The sequence below is a fragment of the Granulibacter bethesdensis genome (assembly GCF_001889545.1).
GTDB lineage: Bacteria > Pseudomonadota > Alphaproteobacteria > Acetobacterales > Acetobacteraceae > Granulibacter > Granulibacter bethesdensis_B.
In genome coordinates this window covers 1,361,512-1,385,340 of record NZ_CP018194.1, presented here as the reverse complement: position 1 = coordinate 1,385,340, position 23,829 = coordinate 1,361,512, and the positions used below count along the sequence as shown (strand labels likewise).

Sequence of the window (23,829 nt, the reverse complement as noted above, 5' to 3'; positions counted from 1 at the left end):
CCTTTCATGCGGCGGCAGGGGCAGTTTCCCAGCCGAGTTCGACCATTGTGAGAATTCGCAGGCCAGACCGGTCATTACGCAGCACCAGGAGGTTCTTCTCCTCCATATAGCCCAGCAGCCGTCTGGCCCGCCCGAGCGAGCGTGTCCCATAGGCCCGGGCAATGTCTTCATCAGAGGGGCACGGTGATCTTTCAAGAGCCGCTCGGGCCAGCATCAGGAAAACGCCGCGCATGTCGTCAGGCAGCATCAGGCTGCGTTCCACGGCCGATTGCCATGGACCACCGGCCTCGGTTTCCGCATCTATTCCGGCGCGGGCCGTTGCCAGCATAGCGCGGAACTGGGGCAGCGCAGGAGCATCCCCGGTGACCGCATGGATACGGCAGCGTACCAGAAAATCCTGATACAGCACGCTGAGCGGCCTGAATCCTGCCTCTGGATCATCCAGAATATCGCGCAGAATATCCCGTACCTTACGATCACGCTCCTCCTGCTCCTGCTCCGTCAGGGGAAGCGGTAGCGTATTCTGGGCTGGCTGGAAGCGGGCCAGTTGCTCGGCAACATCCAATGGTGGCGGGGCGGTCGGCCGACGAGGCGGCAGTGGCCTTGCCTCCGGCTCTGGTCCTGACAAAACCAGATCCCGCACCTCTTCAGCCGCAACCGGGGGCAGAGGGGTAAGAGTGGGCAGGGCTGCTCTGGCGCCTGTCTGTACGCTGCCAATCTGGATTTGCAAGGGACGGCGTGACAGGGCTGGCCCCAGAGAAATGAATTGTCCGCGCTGAAGGTCACGGAACATTTCCGCCTGACGGCGCTCCAGCCCCAGCAGATCGGCAGCACGGGCCATGTCGATATCCAGAAAAGTGCGGCCCATCAGAAAATTGGAGGCTTCTGCCGCAACGTTTTTGGCCAGCTTCGCCAGTCGCTGCGTGGCGATAATCCCGGCCAGACCGCGCTTGCGCCCCCGTGCCATCAGGTTCGTCATGGCCCCGAGTGAAGCGCGGCGTGCTTCATCAGAAACCTCGCCTGCCGCCGCCGGAGCGAAAAGCTGGGCCTCATCGACCACCACCAGCATGGGAAACCAGTGATCCCGGTCGGCATCAAACAAGCCTCCCAGAAAAGCTGCGGCAGCCCGCATCTGAATATCGGCATCCAGCCCTTCCAGACTGAGTACGACAGAAGCGCGATGCTGCCTCACCCGTTCTGCCGTTCTCTGAAGCCATGCCTCGCTGCGGCCTTCTGCCTGAATAATCAGATGGTTATAGGACTCAGCGAGGGTGACGAACTCCCCTTCGGGGTCGATAATGGCCTGTTGCACCCAGTTTGCGCTTTGCTCCAGCATACGGCGCAGTAAATGCGATTTACCGGAACCGGAATTTCCCTGTACCAGCAAACGGGTTGCCAGAAGTTCTTCAAGATCAAGCCGGGCAGTCGTACCGTCCCGCGTGGTTCCCAAGTCGATCCCGAACGTCATCACCGTATCCATCAGCCCTGAAGCGGTCGGACCCTAGCGGATCATGAGGATGGAGGGTAGCCTGCCAGTTAAAGGCTAAAAATATCAGCAATTTTTAACAATTACTCTCATTGGCAATACATTCTAAAAAGTCTAGCAAGCGAAACGTTTTCTGACCGCTCATGATGAGACCGTATGTGGCAAATCTTTTAAACTGGCGGTCAGTGGCGCTCTCTGCCACGATCTGGTGTGGCTTTGCTACATCGTCCCATGCCCAGTCCATTCTCGGTTTTGGCGATCTTTCTGACAGCTTCAGCCTGATCCCGCCACCGACTTTCGCCGCCCCTGAAGCCAACCAGCAGATGCCATTGGCGGTTGCACCACCGCTTGCCGAAAACGAAACCTATGACGGACCGCTATGGGATCGTGATTACCTGATCGGTGATCCGTTCCATATGCGCACCTATCTCAACGAGAAAGGTGTCAACATTTCGATGATGGAGCAGAGCGAAGTGCTCGGCAACCTGACCGGTGGTTTGCATACGGGGGCTGTCTATGATGGCCTGACTTCCATCGCTCTGACTACAAATCTCGAAAAACTGGCCGGTATTCCTGGTCTTCAGTTCAACGTCAGCGCGTTTCACTTCCATGGGCGCAGTATTACGCAGGATAATTTGTCAGACCTGAATACTGCAAGTGGACTGGAAGCGGATCGCGGCTTCAGACTCAATGAATTATGGCTGGATCAATCACTTTGGGATGGGCTGTTTTCTCTGCGCCTGGGTCAGCAATCTGTCGATAATGAGTTCATGATCAGCTATTACTCCATGCTGTTCATCAATGGTGGTTTTGGCTGGCCGACACTGCCCTCGGTCGATCTGCCCAATGGCGGCAACGCCTTTCCCCTGCCGACGCCAGGTATCCGACTGCGTTTCCAGCCCCGCCCGGAATATACCCTGCTGATCGGGGCATACAGTGGTAATCCCGGCAATTACGTCACAAACCCCTCCGGCACGGCTTTTCCTATCAATGACGGCCTGTTTGCGATCGTCGAGTTTCAATACGATCTGCATCATGACGGAAAAGACGGGCTCCCAGGATTTTATCATCTGGGAAGCTATTATAACTCGGCTTCTTTCAATAATGCCGCTTCAACGGTTGGCCTTTCGCCAGCCTTAAATGGCAGTGCGATCCTGGCTTATCGTAACGACTGGGCCGTGTATTTCAGCGCCGATCAGATGCTTTATCGTGAAAAAGATACTGAAGATCAGGGCTTGGGCACTTTTATTGAAATTATTTCAGCCCCTTCCGACCGCAACCTCGTCTCATTCAACGTCAATGCGGGATTTACCTATAAAGGACTGATTCCAAAAAGAAACCTCGATACAATCGGTATTTCTGTTGCCTATTCCCGTGTTTCTGACGGTAAGGAAAACGGATTTATTCCGTTACAGAATAGCGTGGTTCAGAAAGGGTCTGAAACGGTTTTCGAATTGACCTATCAGGCAAGCGTAACGCATTGGTGGCTGGTTCAGCCGGATTTGCAGTATGTTTTCAATCCCAGCGCGGGGCTGGCTCTTCCCACCAATCCATCCACTCGTATCAGGAATGAGTTGATAATGGGGCTGAGAACGACCATCACCTTCTGACGGGGCTGCCCTGATCGAGGCTCCCTGTTACAAAGGGATTGTCTACGGGAGAATGCAGCGTGCCGATGAGCGAAAAAGCAGTCGCGGAAGCACTGGCAGCCGCCGATGCCATCTGTCTGCGTGCAGGCAGCCGCTTCACCCGGCAAAGGCGGACAGTTCTGGCAGTTCTGCTGGAGGCAGGCATGCCTTTATCAGCCTATGATCTGCTTGACCGGCTGCGACCGCTTGATCCCATGGTCAAGCCGGTTACCGTTTACCGGGCGCTGGATTTTCTGCTGGCAGAAGGGCTGGTGCATCGTCTGGAAACAACCCGATCCTATGTGGCCTGTGCCCATCCGGACCATCCACATGCGGTGCAGTTTCTGATCTGCCGATCCTGTGGCAAGGTTGTGGAAGCACATGATCGGACCATCGCCAAAGCCACTGCCGAGCTGGGGCGATCAAGAGGCTTTGTACTGGATCAGCCGACTGTGGAGTTGACAGGGCAGTGTAGTGACTGTGTCGAAGGCCACAGACATGATCGTGGCGAGCAAGATGAAGATGCCCATGATCAGGGTGGTGAACATTCCGGTTGCCCCATATGCCAGCCCGTGTAACCAAAGGGGCCTCCCCAGGACGAAGCAGGAAAAGCCGGTTTATGCAGGCCCCTTCCTGGCACGCTGATACGGCAGCAGCACCCCCCGATTCCATTACAACGCGGCACATCATCCCATGGCGGTGGCAGCGCCATGTGATTGGTATTGCTACTGAAACAATCGGGGAGGGGCATCCTGTTCTGATGCTGCCAGCCTTCAGTACGATCTCGACGATGGATGAAATGCGGCCACTGGCTCGCAGGCTGGCGGCGGATGGCTATGCCTGCACATTGATTGACTGGCCGGGGTTCGGGGCCTCCAGCCGGGCCAGACTACATTATTCTCCGGCCTTCTATCATGCCTGTCTGGCTTTTCTGGCCGATCGACTGCTCCCTGTCGACGGAGAATGCTCCATTCTGGCGGCAGGACATGCTGCAGGATATGCCCTGGCCTGTGCTGCCGATCGCCCATGGGTGAAGCGGCTGGTGCTGCTGGCACCGACATGGCAAGGCCCCTTGAAGGTGATGGGCATGCGGCCAGCCTTCCGGGCGGCAATCCGCACCCTGATCCGCGCACCCGGTATCGGTCAGATCCTGTATCATCTGAACACACATCATCGCGTGATCGGCGCCATGATGCGCAGGCACGTTTATGATGAGACGATCACCAATGCCCGTATATCGGCGAAGCAGGCTGTCGCCCGGCAACCCGGTGCACGCTATGCATCGGCCTCCTTCGTGACTGGCGGGCTGGACCCCGTAGCAACGCGGGATGCATTCCGGGCCATGCTCGACCGGTTTGGCGGCAGGGCGCTTATTTTGTGTGGAGATGCCACGCCACCGCGTTCACGCTCCGACATGCAGGCGGTCGAACCGACGCCGTCCAGGATGGTGCTATGGAGCAAGGGAGCCCTGGCCATGCATGAAGAACATGCAGCCACTCTGTCCCCCCATATTGTGGCCTTTTTGGGGTAACGGGTCTGAATTTGTCCGGCGGCGCATTGCGTAAAAAGCGGTGTCAGGATTATATGTTATAACATAACAAAATATCACTCCTATGTTCCGCTTCCTGTCGTTCCGCCAATCTTGTGTGACCTCCCTGCTGGCATGCTCGGTCCCTGTACGCATGCTGGGGGCCGTCATTGTTCTGGGGTGCCTGTGGCTAGGAATTCTCTGGGCTGTCGCACTTCCATGAGCATGCCCAAAAACGAACATTCTCCAGGGGCACGTTCTCATGGGATCGGCGGCAGATGCTCTGTTTCCCTGCAGAATGTGCGTGTGACATTTGGCCGCCATGTCGCAGTCGATGGCGTGACCGGCCTGTTTGACCCAGGCAGCCTGACGGCGGTAGCAGGACCGAACGGAGCAGGAAAATCGACCTTGCTACGTAGCATTGCCGGGATTGCGTCTCTGTCAGGAGGCAAGGTTGATCTGGGCGGCGCGGGGCGCTCTGCCATCGGGTACCTGCCGCAGGTTGCAGATATTGATCGCTCTTTTCCCATGACGGTCTCCGACGCCGTGCTGATGGGGGCGTGGCGTCGTCTTGGACTGGTACGGGGTGTCTGCGAGACCCTCCATTCAGAAATGAGATATGCCCTCGCTGCGGTCGGAATGCAGGGGCATATGGACACCACGATCGGCTCCCTGTCTTCCGGGCAATTGCAAAGGGTGCTGTTTGCGCGGCTGCTGATGCAGAATGCCAGCCTTCTTCTGCTGGATGAGCCATTCAATGCCGTTGATGCGGGAACAACGGCGGATCTGCTCCAGTTGATCAATGCATGGCATCAGGAAGGGCGCACTGTCATCGCCGTTCTGCATGATGTGGAACAGATACGCCGGTATTTTCCGCAAACCTTGCTGCTGGCGCGCCAACCCATCGCGTGGGGGAAAACGCAGGATGTCCTGTCCGACGCTAATATCCAGCATGCACGGGTGCTGGTGAATGGCCAGCCCTCTCCTGATTCGGCCGAGCTGCTGTAGGGCCATGCCATGACTGTCTATCAGGCAATCATCGAGCCATTCGTCACGTTCGGATTTATGAGGCGCGCCTTGCTGGCCAGCATTGCGCTCAGTCTGGGAGCTGGGCCGGTTGGCGTCCTGCTGCTGCTACGGCGTATGAGTCTGGTTGGTGATGCCATGAGCCATGCCGTGCTGCCCGGCGCGGCGCTGGGCTTTCTGGCATTCGGTCTTTCCCTGCCTGCCATGGGACTGGGCGGGTTGATTGCGGGGCTTGCCGTCTCGCTGTTATCCGGCTCGGTCAGCCGCGTCACCGTGCTGAAAGAGGATGCCGCCTTTGCCAGTTTCTACCTGACCTCACTGGCAGCAGGGGTCATGATCGTCTCCTTGAGGGGATCAGGCATTGATCTGTTGCATGTGCTGTTCGGCACGATTCTGGCGATTGATTCTTCCTCCCTGTTCCTGATCGGCACCATTGCCTCCGTCACACTTATCACTCTGGCGATCATCTACCGCCCGCTGGTGATGGAGTGTTTTGATCCGGGTTTTCTGTTCATGGTCAGCGGGCGAGGGCCGGTGATTCACTTCATTTTCCTGTTTCTGGTGGTTATCAATCTGGTTGCCGGGTTTCAGACGCTAGGGACGCTGATGGCGGTGGGACTGATGATGCTTCCCTCTGCAACCGCACGGCTATGGACAGAAGCTCTGCCGCCGATGATGGCGCTGGCCAGCGCCATTGCCTGTCTGTCCGGGCTGACCGGACTGATTGTTTCTTTCCATCTCGGTGTAGCCTCCGGACCGTCCATCGTCCTGAGTGCCGCCGTTTTCTACCTGTTTTCGTTGTTTTTCAGCCGCCATGGTCTGCTGTTAAGAGGACGCGACGCATGATTGCCCGCATACTGGCTACACTGCTGGTCATGCTGACTACAGTCGGAGCATCCCATGCGGAGGCAGGCAGGCTGCATGTGGTAGCGAGTTTCTCGATACTGGCCGACATGGCAAGGCAGATCGGCGGCAATGATGTGGAGGTCACCAGCCTCGTGCCTCCGGGCGGTGATCCGCACACTTATGAACCGACACCGGATGATGCACGCCGTCTGCACGAAGCGGATCTTGTTCTGATCAATGGCCTCGGCCTTGAAGGATGGATGGAGCGTCTGGTTGCCGCCTCCGGCCCGCGCGGTCAGATCGTCACCGCCAGTGCGGGTCTGACACCGTTGACCATGCAGGAAGATGGTCATTCGGTGGTTGATCCCCACGCCTGGAACAGTGCTGCAAATGGCATTCTGTATGCTCGTAATATCGAGGCGGCGCTGATAAAAACCGACCCCGGCAAGGCTGAGGCTTTTCACCAGCGCGCTGCGGCGCTGATCGCCGTTCTGACCCGTCTGGATGAGGAAGCCCGCCGTGATTTTCAGTCGGTTCCGATGCAACAACGGAAAGTGCTGACCACCCATGATGCGCTGGGCTATTTCGGCCATGCATACGGCCTGACTTTTCTCTCACCGCTTGGGCTGACGACGGATAATGAGCCATCCGCCAAAACCGTAGCGGCCATGATTAAGCAAATCCGCCTTGAGCATGTCACGCGGTATTTCCTTGAAAACTCTGTTGATTCCCGGCTGGCAAAACAGATCGCCGCGGCCACCGGTGCGAAGCCGGGAGGAACCCTGTTCGTGGAATCCCTCTCGCCTCCGGGCGGTCCTGCCGCCACCTATCCGGATATGTTCCGCCACAACATGACGGTGCTGCTGGCTGCGGTCCGCGGACAATAACCAGGTCGGGTGAAATAATCCCATCCTGAAATCATGACGATAGTTTAGCTTTTCTTTCCGTCAGTTTCGCTCTTTGCTGGAGCAGCAACCATCCTGCGTCTCGGGCTGGGAACGATAAAGACGGAGAGGAATGACTGATGGAAACGGTTCAAAGATATTCAAGAACGGCCATTTTTTTTCACTGGGTGGTGGCGGCCCTGATCCTGACAAATATCGGTCTGGCGCTCAGTGCGGATTATTGGCCGGAATCCTCATTAGGACAGGTGTTCGGCGTCCATAAATCGATCGGTATCACCGTGTTGGGGCTGGTCCTGCTACGTATTTTATGGCGTCTGGGTCATAAGCCGCCGGCCTTTCCGGCCCACTATCCGGCTTGGGAAAAATACGCTGCTCATACGGTGCACGGCCTGCTTTACCTCGTCATGCTGACATTGCCTTTGTCAGGATGGCTCCATGAATCGGCATGGAAAGGTGATGCACCGCATCCTTTTTACTGGTTCAATACGGTGCATCTGCCGTTGATTCCTCCGGTTGATACGCTGGAGACCAATCTCCGGCTATCCCTGCGGGCTGTGTTCGGCTCAGTGCATCTATGGGCCGGGTATGTGCTGTATGGCCTGCTGGCGCTGCATTTCGGCGCGGTCCTCAAGCATCATCTCATCGACAAGGAAGCCGAGCTTCAGCGTATGCTGCCGTAAACCTGTTGCAGGCGGAGGCTTAATGCCTCCGCCGCTCCAGATCAGGCAGAAACACCGCAAGGATGCCGAAAGCAGGCAGCCAGGCGCAGAGACCATAGACAGTTTCGATGCTTGTTTTGTCCGCCAGCCACCCCAGCAGAGCGGCGCCAATTCCGCCCATGCCGAAAGCCAGACCGAAAAACAGCCCGGCAACCGCGCCAACATTTCCCGGTAACAATTCCTGACCATAGACCACGATGGCGGCGAAGGCCGACGACAGGATCAGGCCGATTGCAACACTCAGGATAGCAGTCCAGGCCAGGCTGGCATGCGGTAGAATGAGTGTGAACGGCAACACGCCGAGGATGGAGAACCAGATCACATATTTCCGCCCGATCCTGTCACCGATTGGCCCACCTGCGAATGTTCCTGCGGCCACCGCTCCCAGAAACAGGAACAGGTAAAGCTGAGCCGACTGCACCGAAACGCCGAAATGATGGATCAGGTAGAAGGTGTAATAGCTGGTGAAGCTGGCCATGTAGAAATATTTCGAGAAGACCAGCGCACAGAGCACCGTCATCGCCAGAGCGATTTTGGCCCGGGGGAGAGCCTGCACAGCGTGCCTGACGGCATGTTTTTTCTGACGGTGTGTTGCTCCGTACCAGCGCCCGACAGCGGTCAGGATGATAACGCCAAGCAGCGCTGCGGCACAGAACCAGCCGATGGCGTAGCGGCCGTGCGGCAGCACAATAAAGGCAGCCAGCAGGGGACCAATGGCAGCCCCCGCATTCCCGCCAACCTGAAACAGGGACTGCGCAAAGCCATGGCGTCCACCGGAAGCCAGCCGTGCCACACGGGAGCTTTCAGGATGAAAAATCGACGAGCCAAGACCGATAATCGCAGCCCCCAACAGCAATCCGGTAAACCCGCTGGCAATGGACAGACAATAGAGCCCGATCAGTGTGCATCCCATTCCGAAAGCCAGCGAAAACGGCTTTGGCTTGCGATCCGTATAAAGCCCGATCAGGGGCTGAAGAATGGAGCCTGTCATCTGATAGGTCAGGGTCAGCAAGCCAATATCGCGGAATTGCAGGCTGAATTCGGTTTTGAGGATCGGATAGACAGCGGGCAGCAGCGATTGCAGCATGTCGTTCAGCATATGGCTGATGCTGATTGCAATCAGGATGGCAAAGACGGTTCCTTCGCTGCGGTTTTCAGTCGTGTTGCCACCGGGCAGCGTTGTTGCCTGTGCTGTTATCTGTCCACTCACGGGCCATACTCCATGCCCCGCAGACGATGATGGGGCGCGTTCAACCTTAATTATTACAGCGCGTAATGTGAGCGTTCAGTTCTTATCCCGCTACCACGAGAGGTGGGTAGCAGCCCTGCGGTTGAGTTTCAGGTCAGCGCCTGACGCGCCAGGCCGATGACATGTCGGGTGTCGGCACAGACACCCAGACGATCAAATGCTTCCGGCATCACCCAGTCTGCCGCAACCACGTCTCCATCCGGGAAAACATTTCCCCCCGGATGGAGACCTGCAAAATCAAGGATCGTGTAGTGATAGGCGATCAGCCCGGCCTCATCCCGCGTGATGCTGTCCACATGCGCAACCAGAGACAGTTCCCCCACCACAAGACCGGTTTCTTCCTGTAACTCCCGGCGGGCAGCATCCTCGGCGCGTTCGCCCAGACGCTGTGCACCCCCGGGCAGGGTCCAGCATCCCTCAGCAGGCGGCTTGCCCCGCCTGATCAGCAGCACGGCCCCATCCGGACGCAGGATTGCAACCCCGACACCAACCAGCGGTCTCGCCGGATAGAGGCGGGGACAGTCCTCTGTCATGGTCCGCCAGAAACAGGGGGGACTGCACGGGGGCCGGCATTCGGCATTGGCATACCTGCCGGCATCTCTGACTCGCCGCCAGAGCCAGACGGAATATGCTCCACCGATTTCAGCAGTTGCAGCGTGGGAAACAGGGCTCGTTCCTTATAATCCTGCACCTGGAAAGCCCATGGACCGACCGCCTTGTTCATGGCGTTGGCGATGGCCTCGCTGCCCGGCGCTGCCTTGGCCGAGAATGTCAGCCATGTCTCGTCATCAACCTTGATCTGATTGACGATGACGGTCAGCCCATCCTGTGTTTCGAATATGGATTGAGCCTCCGGCGTTCCGCTGATTGCAGCAGCCGGTTTGACGTGGGTGAATTCGAGATCACTCAACGCCTGAAGCGTATCGGCCACCGCGTGGCTGTCGGTACGCGGTGCATCCGCCGGTTCCGTCAGCCTGAACATGTCACCTTTCCGGCTGAGGGTCAGCGCCGGTTCATGCGCCGAGTCCGGTCGCGTGATATGCACCCGATCCAGCCTCGCCGCATTGATGCTGATAATCACCGGATCGATCCAGTCCTGCGGATCGTTGCTGAACTCCAGTGCATCTCTGGTCAGCCATGCATAGGCATCACCATGACGGCGGATATAGGTGCCACGGGTAGTGGCGGGTGCATTCGTGCTGTCCGTCTGCTGGACAACGCCCTCGATATCCCCGGCGCTCTGGCGATGGCCGATGATCAGTTCTCCGACCAGACCGCCTTTGCCATCCTGCAAGCGAATGACCGTCGCATCGGATTTGACCGGTTTGGACGGATCGGGCGTCGCCACACCCAGAAGCGGATATTCCGCGGGATGATTGGTCCTCGGCTCATTCAGCCGCAGACTGACCAGCGTATTCAGCAATCCCCTGATTTTCGCAGGCCGGGCGACATAGCCGCCCAGTTGAGGCACGGTCCAGCCATGATCTGGCGTTTTGACCAGCGTCACGCTCTGACCAAACTGGGAAATGGTGATGGTCTGGATGCTGTCCAGACGGTTTTTATCCATCAGGGCCGGAAAGGCAGCTTCCCCCTGATGCACCGCGACAGCCGTCAGACTGACGGCATGCGGGCCGAAATACCATCCGCCCGCCAGAGCAAGCACAGCAGCACCGGCCAGAAGAAGGGATGAGCGCGGCGTCATGGCGCGTTCCTCCGAATAAACGGTCGTTTCAGGAGAAGGCAGGGCAGGGACATGAAAGAGTTTGTCCTCATCTCCGTGCCCTCTGACGCCTGATGCGGCGGATGGTGGCAATCCCCAGCGCAATGACAATCAGCGCCAGCGGCACGGCACCGATATCCAGCAGGCGCAGGCGCGTCTCCAGCGTGCTGATATCCTTGCTCAGATCATGCTCGACCAGACGCAGCTTCTTTCTGCTCTCCTGAATTTCCTGCTGGGCCGCCTGGATTTCCTTTTCCTGTGCAGCGGAGATGGCGTCGTCATCCATGGCAGCACCGTCGCCGGACTGGCCCTGACGCAGGGCTATCAGCTTGTCCTGAGCCGCCTGCAAGCGGGTTTGCAGGGCCAGCGAAGCCTGCCGGAACCGCCCCTGAGCGTTGCGGTTCATGGTTTCCACCACCGTGAAAGGCCGCACGGTAATGGTGCTGCCTCCGATGCCGCCCAGCGCCTTGTTTCCGGTCAGGGCACTGACGATACGGGACAGGAAAATCCCGTTATCGCTGAAGGGCTGAAGCGTTTCCTTGCCAAAGAAATCCGAGCCATGCACCCAGAAACGGTCGGCAAAGATGTCGCTATCGGACAGGATGACGATATCAGCATCCCCTTTCGTCTCCGGCACGTAGTCCGGCAGATCCTTCAGGGATGCCACGGAATCAGGTTTGCCGGAGAAAGCTGATTTCAGATGCCCCTTGATCCGGGCCGCCAGCACGCGCGGGCCACCGGAAGGATGGAACTCCGCTGCAATACGCTGCGGATCGGGATCATGAGAGGTACGGATGGACGGGATCGATCCGCTTTCCGGGCTGGAGGAGAGCAGCGGTTCGAAGCTGATTTTTGCATCCGGCGCTTTGCGAAGCGCACCGGCCGCAGCCACTGTTACCTGTGTCAGATCCGCGGTGATCGGGTCATTGCGGTTCAGCCCGTCACGGTCATTAAACCAGGCCAGATAATTGGTGGAGCCTGTTTTCATATCCTCCGTACGGACGCGCCATGCGCCGTTTGGATCCAGCACCACTGTATCGGGGTCATACAGCACGCCCCAACTGGAAAGCAGCTTGGGCAGGTTGCTCGCATAGCTCGGCAGGCCTTCCTGATTTTTCTGCGCAGGGTCAGGCGGCAGCAAAGCCTGTGTTTCACTGTCGGGATCAATCGCCAGCAGCAATTTGCCGCCGCGCATAATGAACTGGTCGATCGCATATTGCATCGCTTCGGACAAATGCTGCGGATGCACCACGATCAGCGTCTTGATCGCCGGATCAATCCATTGGGCCGAAACGGGGACAGGCCTTAGATCAGCAACTTCTTTCAGTGTATTGATGATGGCCCATGGCTTCATCGGCCCCATGCGCCGGGTCGAGACCAGAGATTGACCGCTGCCCATGATCGGCAAATCGGTCAGAAGTCCGACGACAGGCTTCTGCGGGTCAGTCAGATCATAGATCAGACGGGTCAGATCATATTCCAGAAACCGCTCCCGGTCCGGCTGGAAGAACGGGATGATCTTGCGACCATCCAGCCGGTTCAAACCAACCAGACCGAAATAGACCTGCTCTCCACTCTGATCGAGCGGCACGCCCTGCAAGCCATTGCCGATGGCGCGATCCTCGGTTTCGCTGAATGGCTCCGGATTATAGAACTCGATGGAGAGCATCCCGTGCGAAAGCCGCTTGTATTGCTCCAGCATCTCCCGCACGCGATCGGCATATGAACCGTATTTCGGCACCCGTGCGCCCAGAGGTGGAGAATAGAAAAACTTCAGCGTAATCGGTGACTGCAGATGGGAAAGCACAGAAACAGTGCTGTCCGACAGGGTATAGATGCGGTTGCTGGTTACATCCCATTGCGCCTGCGGCAATCTGGCATCGACCAGCATATTGGCCCCGATCAGCAGACCGGCGACCGATACCACTCCCAGCACGGAGGGCCAGATACGCTGTCTGCCCTGCGGGGCATGACTTTGGGTGCCGCCCGGCATCCGGGCGGCTGTCTTCAGGTCGCTCATCTCATGCCGCCTTCTTGTGCTCAAGAATGACCGTATTCAGGAACAGGAAAAATCCAATGAACGAGGCAAAAAACACCAGATCGCGCACGGAGATGACACCCCGTGAGAAATCCAGAAACCTGTCCACGACACTGAAACGGCGGATCAGCGGCACGATGGAGGGCACCGTCTGGCTGAGGAAATCATTGACGGCGGAATAGGAAGCGAGCGCAAACAGCAGGCACACCGCGACCCCCAGCACAAAGGCAATCACCTGATTTTTGGTCACGGCTGAGACGGAAGCCCCGATCGACAGGAATGCCCCCGCCACCAGCATGGCGCCCAGATAGCCGGAAGCAATGACGCCATTATCCGGCTCCCCCAGATAATTCACGGTGATGACGAAGGGAAAGGTCAGCGCAAGCGCGATCCCGCAAAACGCCCAGGCGGCCAGAAACTTGCCGATGACGGCCTCTGACTGCCGGATTGGCAGGGTCAGCAGCAGCTCAATGGTGCCAAGACGCCTTTCTTCCGCCCAGAGACGCATGGTGATTGCCGGGACCAGCAGCAGAAACACCCACGGGATGAACTGGAAGAAAACGACCAGATCAGCCTGGTTGCGGTTGAAAAAATCACCCAGATTGAAGGTCAGAATGCCCTGCAACAGCAGAAAAATGACGATGAACACCACAGCGACCGGCGTGGCAAAGTAACCGGCCAGTTCCCGCCGGGCGATGGTCAGGATGGTTCTCATATCATGCGCTCCCTGTCCGGAGTTTGGGTCAGGGTCCGGAAGACATCGTCGAGTTTGCGCGATGGATGGCGTTCTGCCAGAGCCGCAGGCGTTTCATCCGCGATGATGCGTCCATGGGCGATGACAATCGCCCTTGTGCAGATCGCCTCGACCTCTTCCAGAATATGAGTGCTGATGATGATGGCCTTGCGAGGTGCCATTTCCGCAATCAGAGAGCGGATTTCATGCTTCTGGTTTGGATCAAGGCCGTCCGTCGGCTCGTCGAGCACAAGGGCAGGAGGATCAACCAGCAGAGTCTGCGCCAGACCGACACGCCGTCGAAACCCTTTTGACAAAGTTTCGATAGGTTGCAGCCGCACCCCCTGAAGCTGTGTGCGCTCCATGGCTTCGGCAATACGATTGAGCGCCTCCGCGCCGTCCAGTCCACGTATCGTGGCAATGAAGCGCAGAAAAGCCTGAACCGTCATTTCCGGGTAGCTGGGGGCGCCTTCCGGCAGAAACCCCAGAAGTTTCTGTGCAGCGATCGTATCATGGCGAACATCGTGACCACCGATTCTGGCGGTGCCGATATCCGGGGTCATAAACCCCGATACCATCTTCATGGTCGTAGATTTTCCGGCCCCGTTCGGTCCCAGAAAACCCAGAACTTCGCCTTTTTTGACCGTAAATGAGACATCATCGACGGCTGTGAAGGTTCCGAACCGCTTTGTCAGCCGCTCGATTTCTATTAACGCGCCCAATGCCGATTATCTCCCCGGCGTTTTTCTCCCTGAGTGGAATTTGATTGGGGAAACTCCGCAGGGACGCAAGAGGGGGGAAGGGCTGTTTATGGCAGGCAGACGCCATTCGAGATAATGGGTAAAACACTTATGCTTTTTATGATTTTTTATATGCATAAAAGGCAATCAAAATCACGCTTTATGCAATATATTGCTGTTTGGGCAACAGAGGCGCTTCCTGACAAGACAAACTCCATGCTAACGAAAAGACGTGCAAAATCGTCATCGTGCCCGCCTCCTTGCTTCAGCCCTTTTCAGCCACGAAGCGGCTGCCGGTGTTATGCTGATGGCAGCCTCAGCCATCGGCATGCTGTGCGCCAATAGCGGCTGGCAGACTTCCTATGAACACTGGCTGAATATCGAAACCGGCCCGCTGACTGTGCGGGACTGGATCAATGATGCACTGATGGCGCTGTTTTTCCTGCTTGCCGGGCTGGAGATAAAGCGGGAAATCCTGTCCGGGCATCTTTCGCACTGGTCACAACGTCTTCTTCCCGGCGTTGCAGCCCTTGGTGGCATGGTGGTTCCAGCAACCATCTACGTTGCCTTCAATCATCATGGGGAAGCCTTGCGCGGATGGGCCATTCCGACAGCCACCGATATTGCTTTTGCCCTTGGTGTGCTGGCGCTGGCAGGATCGCGCGTGCCGGGCGTTCTGAAAGTCTTTCTGACAGCCCTGGCGATTGTTGATGATCTGGGGGCCGTGATCGTGATCGCCCTGTTTTATACAGGGACTCTGTCCTTGCTGCCGGGGGCAGGGGCCATGGCGATTATCGCACTGTTAGTGATGCTGAACCGGCAGGGGGGCCAGACGCTGTTTCCCTATCTGCTGGCTGGAATACCGCTCTGGTGGCTAACTCTGAAAAGCGGCATTCACCCTACTGTTGCGGGTGTGGTGCTGGCGCTGCTGATCCCGGCCGGACATGACGGGGCATCGCCACTGATGCGTCTGGAACATATGCTGTCATGGCCTGTCCGGTTTATGATTTTACCTCTGTTTGGTTTCGCCAATGCCGGGATCAGCCTTCATGGCGTCACAGTGGGACAAATGTTGTCGCCGCTGACATTGGGGGTAGGGGTAGCGTTGCTGCTGGGGAAGCCATTGGGAGTGCTGGGCGCTATCAGCATTCTCAAATTATCCGGCAGCACCAGTTTCCCGCCTTCTGTCACGTGGAGGCACAAAATCGGGATCGCTTTTCTCTGCGGCATCGGCTTTACCATGAGCCTGTTCATTGCCATTCTGGCGTTTCCCGGCACCGCGGCTGTGAACCAGATTAAGCTTGGAATCCTGTCGGATTCCGTGCTGGCGGGATTATGCGGCTACATACTGCTGCGTGGGCCTGCTGTTACAGAGAGATAAGCCAGGGCAGGCTATTTGGAAACCGTATCAGGCAGTGGCCCTTCCCGCCGTAAACCATGCCATGCCAGCATCGTATCCGCAAAAAACGACATCAGTGCCAGAATCACACAGATCAGTGCTGCCCCGAAAGACAGTTCCAGCCATAACGCAATGACACTGTCATGCAGGCTGCCCAGAAACAGAATAAAGGCAGTGCTGCAGGTCGCTGCCCCTGCACTGGCCGTCAGGGCAATCGCCGCATCCAGTGCACGCAGCCGCCAGCGAAGGCGATGACGGTGGATTTCAAGGATTGTCTTGTCAATCGGACAGGCTGGATCACGCCTCATCTCCGACAGACGTTGATTATGGTCTGAGACACGGGCCAAACGCGTGTTGAAAACATTCAGAAGCGTGCCGACACCGTTCAGAAGAAAAATCGGCGTCAGCGCAATCTGGACCATATGGGCAGTACTGTCGACGGGCTCACTGGGAAGAAAAGGGATCGGCATAATTTTGGATGCTTATGGCTTCAACTGTTCGTAGAAGAATTCCCACCATGGACTATATGTGGCCATATCGGATCATTCTTGTGGATGGCAAAAATATTCATATGTTCTTTTAAGCATATATAATCAATTTGATTAAAAAAACCGATAATCTGTTCAATATCTGATTTAATAATTTCAATAAATAGAATCGGACGATGAGCCTGAATGGTCTTCTGGGCTCCTTTCAGAGCTTCAAATTCCATCCCTTCAATATCCAGCTTGATAAAGTCAACACGCTGAAGATTTAGAGAATCAATGCTTACCAGAGGAACAGACACGCCTGTGGACGGGTCGTATGAAATCGGCTGTCCAATATATTCATGTAATTGCTGGGGCTTGATTTCAAGACTTCCAAAAGTCGAAGGCTTGAAATAATCAGGTCTAGGTATCGTTAATTCACCTACCTCTTCACCAAGTGCCGCAAGTTTTGCATGAGCATTCAGGCAATTATTGATAATAATATTACCTGCCAGCGCATAATAAACAACTTCCTGTGCTTCAAAGCTTAAAACATGCCCCCATCCAGTCATATGTCTGGCCCATTCGATGGTATGCACGCCAATATTGGCTCCCCCATCAATCGCGACCACACCATCGCCAAACTGCTGGCGCCGCAAAGTAAACATCTGCAGGAGGGAATTGATTTCCTGAGAAGTAAAGCTTGAAAATTGCAGCAGTTCGTATCCTACGCCAAAAGTCTTACCAGTAGCATCAGTATGATAATCATTTCGATTAACGATCATCGTCCCGTGATCTGTTGAAGAAAGAATAAATGCGACAGGACGGAAAGGGGCCAACACAAAATATCCTTCGGATAAGGGAAATTATGGCAGAACTTCAGCATTGCTCAATGCTCGGACACTTGATTAGCATTATGGCTTACGTGAGGCCATACTGGATCATCTTTATGAAGAGCGAAAAGATTTATTTTATCCACAAAATAATTATAATTGTTATCATCAAGAAATTTGTAAATTTCAGCACTATCGGATTTGGCCATTTCGAGGAACAGAATTGGATGACACCTTTCGATGGTTTTTTGGGCTCCCCGTAGGGCTTCAATCTCCATCCCCTCGATATCAAGCTTGATAAAGTCGAGACGATCAAATTCAAGAAAATCAATACTCAGCACAGGTATTTTTACACCATCAGTAGGTGCATAAGAAATAGGCTGGCCAATAAATTCTCCATTTGGCCGTTGCTTGATTTCAAAGCTGCCAAAGCTGCCAGCAGTAAAATAATCAGGCTGGGGAATGATCAATTCACCCACGTTTTCACCAATAGCTGCAAGCTTTGCGCGGGCATTCAGGCAGTTATTGATGACAATATTGCCAGCCAGGGCATAATAGACAACTTCCTGAGCCTCAAAGCTCAGAACACGGCCCCAACCAGTCATGTGTCTGGCCCATTCCACAGTGTGCACACCTATATTCGCACCACCATCAATGGCAAAAACACCATCTCCAAAATAATGTCTGCGCAATGTCAGCAGTTGCAACAACAATTCGACTTCATCAATATTAAAGCTCGAATCCCGCAATATATCATAACCAACGCCATAACTATTTTCAGGATCTATGATATGATGATCATTTCGATTAAGGATCATTGTCCCATGGTCGGTCGATGTCAGTATAAATGCGATAGGGCGGATAGGACGTGACATAAAATAGGCCCTTTAATTCAAAGTTAAACGTTAATTGTAAGTGATTATAATTATTTTATAAATACCATGCACAATAAATACCAGAAAGTCGTATAAGATATATTATGGAAACTCAATCAGCAGAAGACATACATATCACCCTTTTTCCCGCATCAACCTGGCCTTGTCCCGCTGCCAGTCACGGGAGGCAATGGCAGCGCGTTTGTCGGCCTTGTTACGTCCTTCGGCAACGCCCAGCAGCACCTTGGCCATGCCGCGCTCGTTGAAATGAATCTGGAGCGGCACGACTGTCTGACCCTGTTTCTGAACAGCCCCGAGCAGATGGTTGATCTGCTTGCGCTTGAGCAGCAGCTTGCGTGGAGAACGCGGTTCGAACCGTGACAGCACACCGCCCTGATATTCCGGGATATAGGCGTTGAACAGGAACATCTCGCCGTCCCGTTCTCCCGCCCAGGCTTCGCTTAACGTTGCGCGCCCATGCCGGAGGGATTTGACCTCCGGCCCCTTGAGCACAAGCCCGGCCTCGACCGTTTCCTTGATGGTGTAGTCGAAACGTGCCTTACGGTTCTGGGCAGCGATGCCATGGCTGATCAGCCCGGATTTGCCGCTTTTTTTCTCCGCCATATGATCGATTATCCGACTGATTGAGGCAGCAGGCCGACTTCAGTCATTGCTTCGCGAACCCGTTCAGCAGCAGCCGGGCTGATCGGCGCCATTGGCAGACGGCAGCGTGCAGCTGTCAGGCCGAGCAGAGAAGCCCCATACTTCACCGGTACGGGATTGCTTTCCACGAACATGGCTTCATGCAGCGGATACAGACGTTGCTGAATGGCCTGAGCATCCTTGAGACGGCCCTCGGCCCATGCCGTCTGCATCTGGCTGCACAGTCTCGGAGCGATGTTGCCCGTCACACTGATACAACCCGCGCCACCGGCGGCCAGATACGCCACGGCTGTCGGGTCTTCACCCGAGAGCTGGATGAAGTCATCACCGCACAGGCGACGTGTCTGAAGCGGCTTGACCAGGTTGGCTGTGGCATCCTTGACGCCAACAATGTTCGGATGACGGGCCAGACGGGCCATGGTTTCGATCGACATCTCGACCACGCTGCGACCGGGGATATTGTAGATGTAGATCGGCAGCTCCACGGCATCGGCAATAGCCATGTAATGCAAGTACAGGCCTTCCTGGGTCGGCTTATTGTAATAAGGCGTGACCACCAGCGCGGCATCGGCACCCGCCTGTTTGGCATGACGAACCAGATCGATGGCTTCCGTCGTGCTGTTTGATCCGGCTCCAGCCATCACAGGGACGCGGCCTTTGGCGACTTCTACCGTAATTTCGACGACGCGCTTATGTTCATTGTGCGTCAGGGTCGCTGATTCGCCGGTCGTTCCTACCGGAACCAGACCGTGCGTCCCTTCGGTAATCTGCCAGTCGACGAAGCGGGCCAGCGCTTCCTCATCCACCGATCCGTCCTCGCGCATGGGCGTGATCAGCGCGACAAGCGACCCCTTGAACATGGAAAGCTCCCTGAGACGAACCGGGCCAGGCCTCCCGGCCCGGGTAACGCGGTGTGTTGCGAAAACGCGGAAGCTAAGCGCGAGGGGGATGCGCCGCAAGATCGCTGCTTGCTACACTCCCCTGCAATGCTTTCCACCCTCATCTCCAGCGCATGATTGTGAACGCGATGATCCCTTCCCTGTTGCGTATCCGCCAGGGGGTCACCCTTTGGGCAACCCTTCTGGCCGCCATTGCCCAGGCGGGATGCTCGACCCAGCCACGTGATAGCAGCATTACTCCACAACAAGCTGATTCTGATGCAAAAAAAACTTTATCACAAACATCATCCAGCACAATCGGCGCCCTGATCCGTGCCGATCAATGGGACCAGGCCATGGCCGAAGCATCGGCACTGCCTGATCCGGTCGCGGCCAAGCTGGTCACATTTTATCGGGCGATGGCGCCCGGAGCGATGTCAGCCCAAGATATCGCCGCTTTCATGGCAGCCAATCCGGGCTGGCCGATGCAATCGACTCTGGCGCGCCGCCGCGATCAGGCCATTGTGGCAGAACAGGATAATGCCAAAGCGGCTTCTCTTTGCGACTCGCTGCATCCTGCTCTGGTTGATGCGCAGATTCGCTGTGCCGAGGCCTGGAGCGCAACCGGAGCAACCAGTACCGCTCTGGACCAGATCAGAACGCTATGGGCCGAGGGCAAAGGCAATCAGAAGCAGGAGACTTTGATCCGGCAGAAATGGAGTCAGGCCTTAACGGCGGATACCCAGAAAGCCCGCTATCAGTCCCTTCTGTTGACCAATATGGAGGCGGCTTTCCGTCAGATTCCATATTTGCCCTCCTCTGATCGTGCCAGTGCTACGGCCCTCGCTGCGCTGTGGCGCAAGGAACCGGCTGCTCTATCGTTGTTCAATGCCCTGCCGGGAGAGGCGAAATCCTCACCCGTGATGGTGCTGGCCAGAGCGCGCTATCTGCGCCTGACCGATCATGATCAGGATGCGGCGTCAGTCTGGAAACAGGATGGAGACACCGCGGAACAGGCGGAGTTTGCCACTCATAACGCTGTCTTCCGGCAGGAGCGCACGATCCTCGCCCGTGCCTTGCTGAAAGATGGCGGTGAAGACAATGCCCGGCTGGCTTTCGAAATCATCACCGGCGGCAGCCCTTCAACCCCTGTACAAAAGGCAGACAGCGAGTTTCTGGCCGGTTTTATTGCGCTCCGTTTCCTGCATGATCCTGCTGTCGCGGAAAATCGTTTTCGTTCATTACTTTCGGCAGGTAACGCCGTCCTGACCTTGTCCAGGGCGCATTACTGGCTCGGTCAGGCCGCACAGGCCCGTGGTGATGAGACAACGGCAAAGGCTGAGTGGCTTCAGGCGGCAGCATGGCCTGTCACATTCTATGGGCAGCTTGCTGCCTTGCAGAGCGGAGAATCGCCAGCCAGTCTGGGGCGGCGCATCCGCTCTCTAAACGATCCGGGCTGGAGCAGCGCACAGCTGGAGTCCTATTCCGGACAGGAACTGGTCAGAGCTGCCCTGCTGCTGATTTCATGGGAGGAGAGCCGCCGGGCGCGCGTTTTCCTGTTGCAGGCAGATGAGGCCGAGGCAGGTCGTCAACTGCCTGTCGGAACAGTCCACGCGCTGACGGCACATCTGGCGGTACAGGCTGGTTTGCCGGATGTCGCAGTCTTTGTTGCCCGCCGGATGGGCCGTGATGGGGCTATGCTTCCCGTTACCGGCTGGCCGCTGGATGCACCCGTCGAACAAAGTGCAACCCCGGTGCCGCTGACACTGGGGATTATTCGTCAGGAAAGCAGCTTCGACCCGCAGGCGGAAAGCCCAGCCGGAGCACGTGGCTTGATGCAGTTGATGCCTGCCACGGCCAGTCAGGTTGCCAGAACGCTGGGCAGCACCGTCTCGTCCGCTCAGCTTCTCAGTGATCCAGCGCTGAATGTCCGGCTGGGCAGCACCTATCTGCAAGGGCTGCTGGATCGTTTCGGGCAGGACGTGCCACTGGCCGTCGCCGGATATAATGCCGGTCCGCATCGGGTTGATGCATGGCGCACAGAGTACGCCAGCATCCGGAACCCGATCGACTGGATTGAGCTGATCCCGTTCAACGAAACGCGTAACTACGTCCAAAGAGTAATTGAAAATACGATGGTTTATCGTGCGAAACGCAATGATTCATTGATAGAGCCGCCATTACTGTCCGCTCCTGCGTCGGCACATTGAAGGTTTCCATGAACATTCCCCGTTTCATTGCCAGCGGTTTCGGTTCCGGGCTTATCATCATGCAAGGTGCCGGAACTGTTGGTACGGCCTTCGCTCTGGTTGCTGGTGCTTTCCTCTGGTGGTTCTCCCCCCTGTTGCTGGGTCTTGCCGCTCTGGCGGCCTGTGTCGGGGGGTGGTGGGCTGTGCGGGCCTGCGGGGCCCTCAATGATCCCGGCTGGGTCGTCATCGATGAATTTGCCGGTATGTGGATTACAATGCTGGCCCTGCCCCTTCATCCTACAACCACAGCCCTTGCTCTGGCGTTTCTGATTTTCAGGGTTCTGGACATTACGAAGCTTGGCCCAATCGGCTGGGCGGACCGGAAGAAAGATGCGATGGGCGTGATGGGGGATGATATTCTGGCCGGGATTGCAGGGGCGCTGATCCTTGTTTTCATACGGTTGGCTGCACCGCATCTGCTTGGATAATATTTTTTATTATCAAAGGAATAAAATGCCATGATCGAGGATTCTATCATCCGCGAGGCGATCGCGCTGGTCGAGGATTTCGCCCGGCGTGGCAAGGTTGTAGCCACGGCGGAAAGCTGCACAGGCGGCCTGATCGCCGCAACCCTGACAGCCATATCCGGGGCCAGCGCAATGTTTGATCGCGGCTTCGTGACCTACTCCAACGCGTCGAAAAGCGAAATGCTCGGCGTGCCGTTGTCCCTGATCGAGGAAGTGGGGGCCGTGAGTGAAGAAGTTGCTCTGGCGATGGCCCAAGGGGCATTGAATGCATCCCACGCCGAGTTTGCGCTGTCTGTCACAGGCATTGCCGGTCCTACCGGAGAGAGCGAAGGCAAGCCGGTCGGGCTGGTCTGGTTTGGCCTGTCCCGTCGCCTGCATGGCTCAATCACGGAATCGCGGATTTTCCCTGGCAACCGCACAGAGGTCAGGGCTGCCACAGTCGCGCATGCCCTGCATATGCTGCGGGAAGCTGCCAGGGATTGAGACCTAACGGCTGGAACGGTCCAGCCGCAACGTCATGCAGTAAGCGCCGCCACCGGACATGATATACGGCGTCAGATCCGTCTCCCGGACCACATAGCCACGCTCTGACAGCCTTGCCCGCAATCGTTCCGCCGCCTGTGCCATGACGACATTATGGCCGATATTCACCGCGTTCACACAAAAACGGTCGGCATCTTCCTTATCAGCCACCAGGCGATGCTCAGGTGCGACATGGGCCTCGATCGCAGACAGGGAAGCAGAAGTAAAGGCGGGAGGATAATAGATTACATCTCCGCCGCTCAGCGGACAGAAGCATGTGTCCAGATGATAGAATTGCGGTGTTGCCAGCTCCAGCGTAACAACATCCTGCCCGAAATAGCGGGCGACGGCTTCCACCCCTTCCCGGTTGCTGCGCTGGCCAAAACCGGTCCAGAAAAATCCGCGTCGTCGATCCCAGATCGCATCCCCGGCCCCTTCCTGCACGGCACCTTCAGGAAGAAAAGCGATATCCTGCAAAATGCCCCGTTCTTTCAGGCTTTCGAACGCGGCCAGAAAATATGCCTCCTCCCCCTGACGCTGTGGATGGAGAAAGCGGGCCAACAGCATGCGTCCATCCAGCACCGTTCCGGCATTGGCGGGAAACACCATATCCGGCAGGCCGGGCGCGCCGGGAATGATCTCAAGACCGGCACCGCAGGCCCGCAAATGCTCTGCCAGTCTGTCAGCGGATTTTTTTGCAGCAGCGGCATTGGTCTCCGCGTCTGCCGCCCAGCTATCCGGATCCATCCATGGATTAATAGCGTAGGAGACAGTGTAATGCGCAGGATCCGTCAACAGGATCAGTGGCGTCTCGCCGGCCTGACCGTTCAGCTGCTGAATCATAATCGCTCCTTGTTT

The 23,829-nt window shown here is 56.6% G+C and carries 24 protein-coding genes; 11 read left to right on the top strand and 13 right to left on the bottom strand.

Features of this window, described 5'->3' with window-relative positions:
* Positions 1-4: 4 nt before the first annotated feature.
* Positions 5-1,480, bottom strand: coding sequence for a helicase HerA domain-containing protein (locus GbCGDNIH8_RS06375; RefSeq protein WP_475690365.1), 1,476 nt, complete (start codon positions 1,478-1,480; stop codon positions 5-7).
* A gap of 149 nt (positions 1,481-1,629) precedes the next feature.
* Here GbCGDNIH8_RS06375 and GbCGDNIH8_RS06370 point away from each other — a divergent pair, with 149 nt between their 5' ends.
* The 7 genes from GbCGDNIH8_RS06370 (at position 1,630) to GbCGDNIH8_RS06340 (ending at position 8,099) form a co-directional block, all read left to right on the top strand.
* Complete coding sequence (locus GbCGDNIH8_RS06370; RefSeq protein ID WP_081368877.1) at positions 1,630-3,096, top strand: carbohydrate porin; 1,467 nt, start codon at positions 1,630-1,632, stop codon at positions 3,094-3,096.
* 65 nt (positions 3,097-3,161) lie between these two features.
* A complete protein-coding gene (locus tag GbCGDNIH8_RS06365; protein WP_253735975.1) occupies positions 3,162-3,692 on the top strand; it encodes a Fur family transcriptional regulator in 531 nt (176 codons plus the stop codon).
* Positions 3,693-3,733: 41 nt separating this feature from the next.
* Positions 3,734-4,645 carry an alpha/beta fold hydrolase gene (locus GbCGDNIH8_RS06360; protein WP_157692565.1) on the top strand — a complete coding sequence of 304 codons (912 nt, stop codon included), beginning with the start codon at positions 3,734-3,736 and terminating at the stop codon, positions 4,643-4,645.
* 216 nt (positions 4,646-4,861) lie between these two features.
* Positions 4,862-5,650, top strand: a complete 789-nt coding sequence (locus GbCGDNIH8_RS06355; protein ID WP_367593381.1) for a metal ABC transporter ATP-binding protein — start codon at positions 4,862-4,864, stop codon at positions 5,648-5,650.
* A gap of 9 nt (positions 5,651-5,659) precedes the next feature.
* Positions 5,660-6,514: a metal ABC transporter permease gene (locus tag GbCGDNIH8_RS06350; RefSeq protein WP_072572523.1), complete on the top strand. Its 855-nt coding sequence runs from the start codon at positions 5,660-5,662 to the stop codon at positions 6,512-6,514.
* Complete coding sequence (locus GbCGDNIH8_RS06345) at positions 6,511-7,401, top strand: metal ABC transporter substrate-binding protein (RefSeq protein ID WP_072572522.1); 891 nt, start codon at positions 6,511-6,513, stop codon at positions 7,399-7,401. Before GbCGDNIH8_RS06350 ends, GbCGDNIH8_RS06345 begins: the two co-directional genes overlap by 4 nt.
* 137 nt (positions 7,402-7,538) lie before the next feature.
* The gene (locus GbCGDNIH8_RS06340) at positions 7,539-8,099 is read left to right on the top strand and encodes a cytochrome b (RefSeq protein WP_072572521.1); all 561 of its coding nucleotides are present in this window, start codon (positions 7,539-7,541) and stop codon (positions 8,097-8,099) included.
* Positions 8,100-8,118: 19 nt separating this feature from the next.
* Here the strand turns inward: GbCGDNIH8_RS06340 and GbCGDNIH8_RS06335 are convergent, their stop codons facing one another.
* The 6 genes from GbCGDNIH8_RS06335 to GbCGDNIH8_RS06310 form a co-directional block, all read right to left on the bottom strand.
* Positions 8,119-9,348: an MFS transporter gene (locus GbCGDNIH8_RS06335; protein WP_081368875.1), complete on the bottom strand. Its 1,230-nt coding sequence runs from the start codon at positions 9,346-9,348 to the stop codon at positions 8,119-8,121.
* A gap of 128 nt (positions 9,349-9,476) precedes the next feature.
* Positions 9,477-9,920 (bottom strand): NUDIX hydrolase, encoded by a 444-nt coding sequence (locus GbCGDNIH8_RS06330; RefSeq protein ID WP_072572520.1) that lies wholly within the window; start codon positions 9,918-9,920, stop codon positions 9,477-9,479.
* On the bottom strand, positions 9,917-11,089 hold the full coding sequence (locus tag GbCGDNIH8_RS06325; protein WP_072572519.1) for a DUF4340 domain-containing protein: 1,173 nt from the start codon (positions 11,087-11,089) through the stop codon (positions 9,917-9,919). Before GbCGDNIH8_RS06325 ends, GbCGDNIH8_RS06330 begins: the two co-directional genes overlap by 4 nt.
* 67 nt (positions 11,090-11,156) lie before the next feature.
* A complete protein-coding gene (locus GbCGDNIH8_RS06320; RefSeq protein ID WP_072572518.1) occupies positions 11,157-13,127 on the bottom strand; it encodes a Gldg family protein in 1,971 nt (656 codons plus the stop codon).
* Position 13,128: 1 nt separating this feature from the next.
* Complete coding sequence (locus tag GbCGDNIH8_RS06315) at positions 13,129-13,860, bottom strand: ABC transporter permease subunit (protein ID WP_072572517.1); 732 nt, start codon at positions 13,858-13,860, stop codon at positions 13,129-13,131.
* A complete protein-coding gene (locus tag GbCGDNIH8_RS06310; RefSeq protein WP_072572516.1) occupies positions 13,857-14,600 on the bottom strand; it encodes an ABC transporter ATP-binding protein in 744 nt (247 codons plus the stop codon). The genes GbCGDNIH8_RS06315 and GbCGDNIH8_RS06310 overlap by 4 nt, the downstream gene beginning before the upstream one ends.
* Before the next feature lie 250 nt (positions 14,601-14,850).
* On the opposite strand from GbCGDNIH8_RS06310, the gene nhaA reads away from it, so the two are divergent.
* A complete protein-coding gene (nhaA, locus tag GbCGDNIH8_RS06305; RefSeq protein ID WP_072572515.1) occupies positions 14,851-15,999 on the top strand; it encodes a Na+/H+ antiporter NhaA in 1,149 nt (382 codons plus the stop codon).
* 11 nt (positions 16,000-16,010) lie between these two features.
* Here the strand turns inward: nhaA and GbCGDNIH8_RS06300 are convergent, their stop codons facing one another.
* From GbCGDNIH8_RS06300 to dapA, 5 genes are all read right to left on the bottom strand, one after another.
* Positions 16,011-16,487: a DUF2721 domain-containing protein gene (locus GbCGDNIH8_RS06300; protein ID WP_072572514.1), complete on the bottom strand. Its 477-nt coding sequence runs from the start codon at positions 16,485-16,487 to the stop codon at positions 16,011-16,013.
* 20 nt (positions 16,488-16,507) lie between these two features.
* Positions 16,508-17,326 carry an FkbM family methyltransferase gene (locus GbCGDNIH8_RS06295; protein ID WP_095206430.1) on the bottom strand — a complete coding sequence of 273 codons (819 nt, stop codon included), beginning with the start codon at positions 17,324-17,326 and terminating at the stop codon, positions 16,508-16,510.
* 47 nt (positions 17,327-17,373) lie between these two features.
* Positions 17,374-18,192: an FkbM family methyltransferase gene (locus GbCGDNIH8_RS06290; RefSeq protein ID WP_072572513.1), complete on the bottom strand. Its 819-nt coding sequence runs from the start codon at positions 18,190-18,192 to the stop codon at positions 17,374-17,376.
* Positions 18,193-18,327: 135 nt separating this feature from the next.
* The gene (gene smpB, locus GbCGDNIH8_RS06285; protein ID WP_072572512.1) at positions 18,328-18,816 is read right to left on the bottom strand and encodes an SsrA-binding protein SmpB; all 489 of its coding nucleotides are present in this window, start codon (positions 18,814-18,816) and stop codon (positions 18,328-18,330) included.
* An 8-nt stretch (positions 18,817-18,824) separates the two neighbouring features.
* Positions 18,825-19,715, bottom strand: coding sequence for a 4-hydroxy-tetrahydrodipicolinate synthase (dapA, locus tag GbCGDNIH8_RS06280; RefSeq protein WP_072572511.1), 891 nt, complete (start codon positions 19,713-19,715; stop codon positions 18,825-18,827).
* 167 nt (positions 19,716-19,882) lie between these two features.
* Between dapA and GbCGDNIH8_RS06275 the strand changes: the two genes are divergently transcribed.
* From GbCGDNIH8_RS06275 to GbCGDNIH8_RS06265, 3 genes are read left to right on the top strand one after another with little or no spacing between them, the layout of a single operon-like run.
* Positions 19,883-21,943 (top strand): lytic transglycosylase domain-containing protein, encoded by a 2,061-nt coding sequence (locus GbCGDNIH8_RS06275; protein ID WP_072572510.1) that lies wholly within the window; start codon positions 19,883-19,885, stop codon positions 21,941-21,943.
* An 8-nt stretch (positions 21,944-21,951) separates the two neighbouring features.
* Complete coding sequence (locus tag GbCGDNIH8_RS06270; protein WP_072572509.1) at positions 21,952-22,410, top strand: phosphatidylglycerophosphatase A family protein; 459 nt, start codon at positions 21,952-21,954, stop codon at positions 22,408-22,410.
* A 30-nt stretch (positions 22,411-22,440) separates the two neighbouring features.
* Complete coding sequence (locus GbCGDNIH8_RS06265) at positions 22,441-22,932, top strand: CinA family protein (RefSeq protein ID WP_072572508.1); 492 nt, start codon at positions 22,441-22,443, stop codon at positions 22,930-22,932.
* A 3-nt stretch (positions 22,933-22,935) separates the two neighbouring features.
* On the opposite strand, the gene GbCGDNIH8_RS06260 is transcribed toward GbCGDNIH8_RS06265, so the two are convergent.
* Entirely contained in the window at positions 22,936-23,814 is an 879-nt protein-coding gene (locus GbCGDNIH8_RS06260) for a dimethylarginine dimethylaminohydrolase family protein (protein WP_072572507.1), read from the bottom strand.
* Between the last annotated feature and the right edge of the window lie 15 nt (positions 23,815-23,829).

Bases quoted from the DNA above. Each gene is read 5' to 3' on its own strand.
- GbCGDNIH8_RS06375 (WP_475690365.1), bottom strand. From the start codon at position 1,480: ATGGATACGGTGATGACGTTCGGGATCGACTTGGGAACCACGCGGGAC.
- GbCGDNIH8_RS06290 (WP_072572513.1), bottom strand. From the start codon at position 18,192: ATGTCACGTCCTATCCGCCCTATCGCATTTATACTGACATCGACCGAC.
- GbCGDNIH8_RS06275 (WP_072572510.1), top strand. From the start codon at position 19,883: ATGATCCCTTCCCTGTTGCGTATCCGCCAGGGGGTCACCCTTTGGGCA.
- GbCGDNIH8_RS06370 (WP_081368877.1), top strand. From the start codon at position 1,630: ATGATGAGACCGTATGTGGCAAATCTTTTAAACTGGCGGTCAGTGGCG.
- GbCGDNIH8_RS06270 (WP_072572509.1), top strand. From the start codon at position 21,952: ATGAACATTCCCCGTTTCATTGCCAGCGGTTTCGGTTCCGGGCTTATC.
- dapA (WP_072572511.1), bottom strand. From the start codon at position 19,715: ATGTTCAAGGGGTCGCTTGTCGCGCTGATCACGCCCATGCGCGAGGAC.
- GbCGDNIH8_RS06325 (WP_072572519.1), bottom strand. From the start codon at position 11,089: ATGACGCCGCGCTCATCCCTTCTTCTGGCCGGTGCTGCTGTGCTTGCT.
- GbCGDNIH8_RS06350 (WP_072572523.1), top strand. From the start codon at position 5,660: ATGACTGTCTATCAGGCAATCATCGAGCCATTCGTCACGTTCGGATTT.
- GbCGDNIH8_RS06315 (WP_072572517.1), bottom strand. From the start codon at position 13,860: ATGAGAACCATCCTGACCATCGCCCGGCGGGAACTGGCCGGTTACTTT.
- GbCGDNIH8_RS06365 (WP_253735975.1), top strand. From the start codon at position 3,162: ATGAGCGAAAAAGCAGTCGCGGAAGCACTGGCAGCCGCCGATGCCATC.
- GbCGDNIH8_RS06320 (WP_072572518.1), bottom strand. From the start codon at position 13,127: ATGAGCGACCTGAAGACAGCCGCCCGGATGCCGGGCGGCACCCAAAGT.
- GbCGDNIH8_RS06260 (WP_072572507.1), bottom strand. From the start codon at position 23,814: ATGATTCAGCAGCTGAACGGTCAGGCCGGCGAGACGCCACTGATCCTG.
- GbCGDNIH8_RS06265 (WP_072572508.1), top strand. From the start codon at position 22,441: ATGATCGAGGATTCTATCATCCGCGAGGCGATCGCGCTGGTCGAGGAT.
- GbCGDNIH8_RS06340 (WP_072572521.1), top strand. From the start codon at position 7,539: ATGGAAACGGTTCAAAGATATTCAAGAACGGCCATTTTTTTTCACTGG.
- smpB (WP_072572512.1), bottom strand. From the start codon at position 18,816: ATGGCGGAGAAAAAAAGCGGCAAATCCGGGCTGATCAGCCATGGCATC.
- GbCGDNIH8_RS06330 (WP_072572520.1), bottom strand. From the start codon at position 9,920: ATGACAGAGGACTGTCCCCGCCTCTATCCGGCGAGACCGCTGGTTGGT.
- GbCGDNIH8_RS06355 (WP_367593381.1), top strand. From the start codon at position 4,862: ATGAGCATGCCCAAAAACGAACATTCTCCAGGGGCACGTTCTCATGGG.
- GbCGDNIH8_RS06300 (WP_072572514.1), bottom strand. From the start codon at position 16,487: ATGCCGATCCCTTTTCTTCCCAGTGAGCCCGTCGACAGTACTGCCCAT.
- GbCGDNIH8_RS06345 (WP_072572522.1), top strand. From the start codon at position 6,511: ATGATTGCCCGCATACTGGCTACACTGCTGGTCATGCTGACTACAGTC.
- GbCGDNIH8_RS06360 (WP_157692565.1), top strand. From the start codon at position 3,734: ATGCAGGCCCCTTCCTGGCACGCTGATACGGCAGCAGCACCCCCCGAT.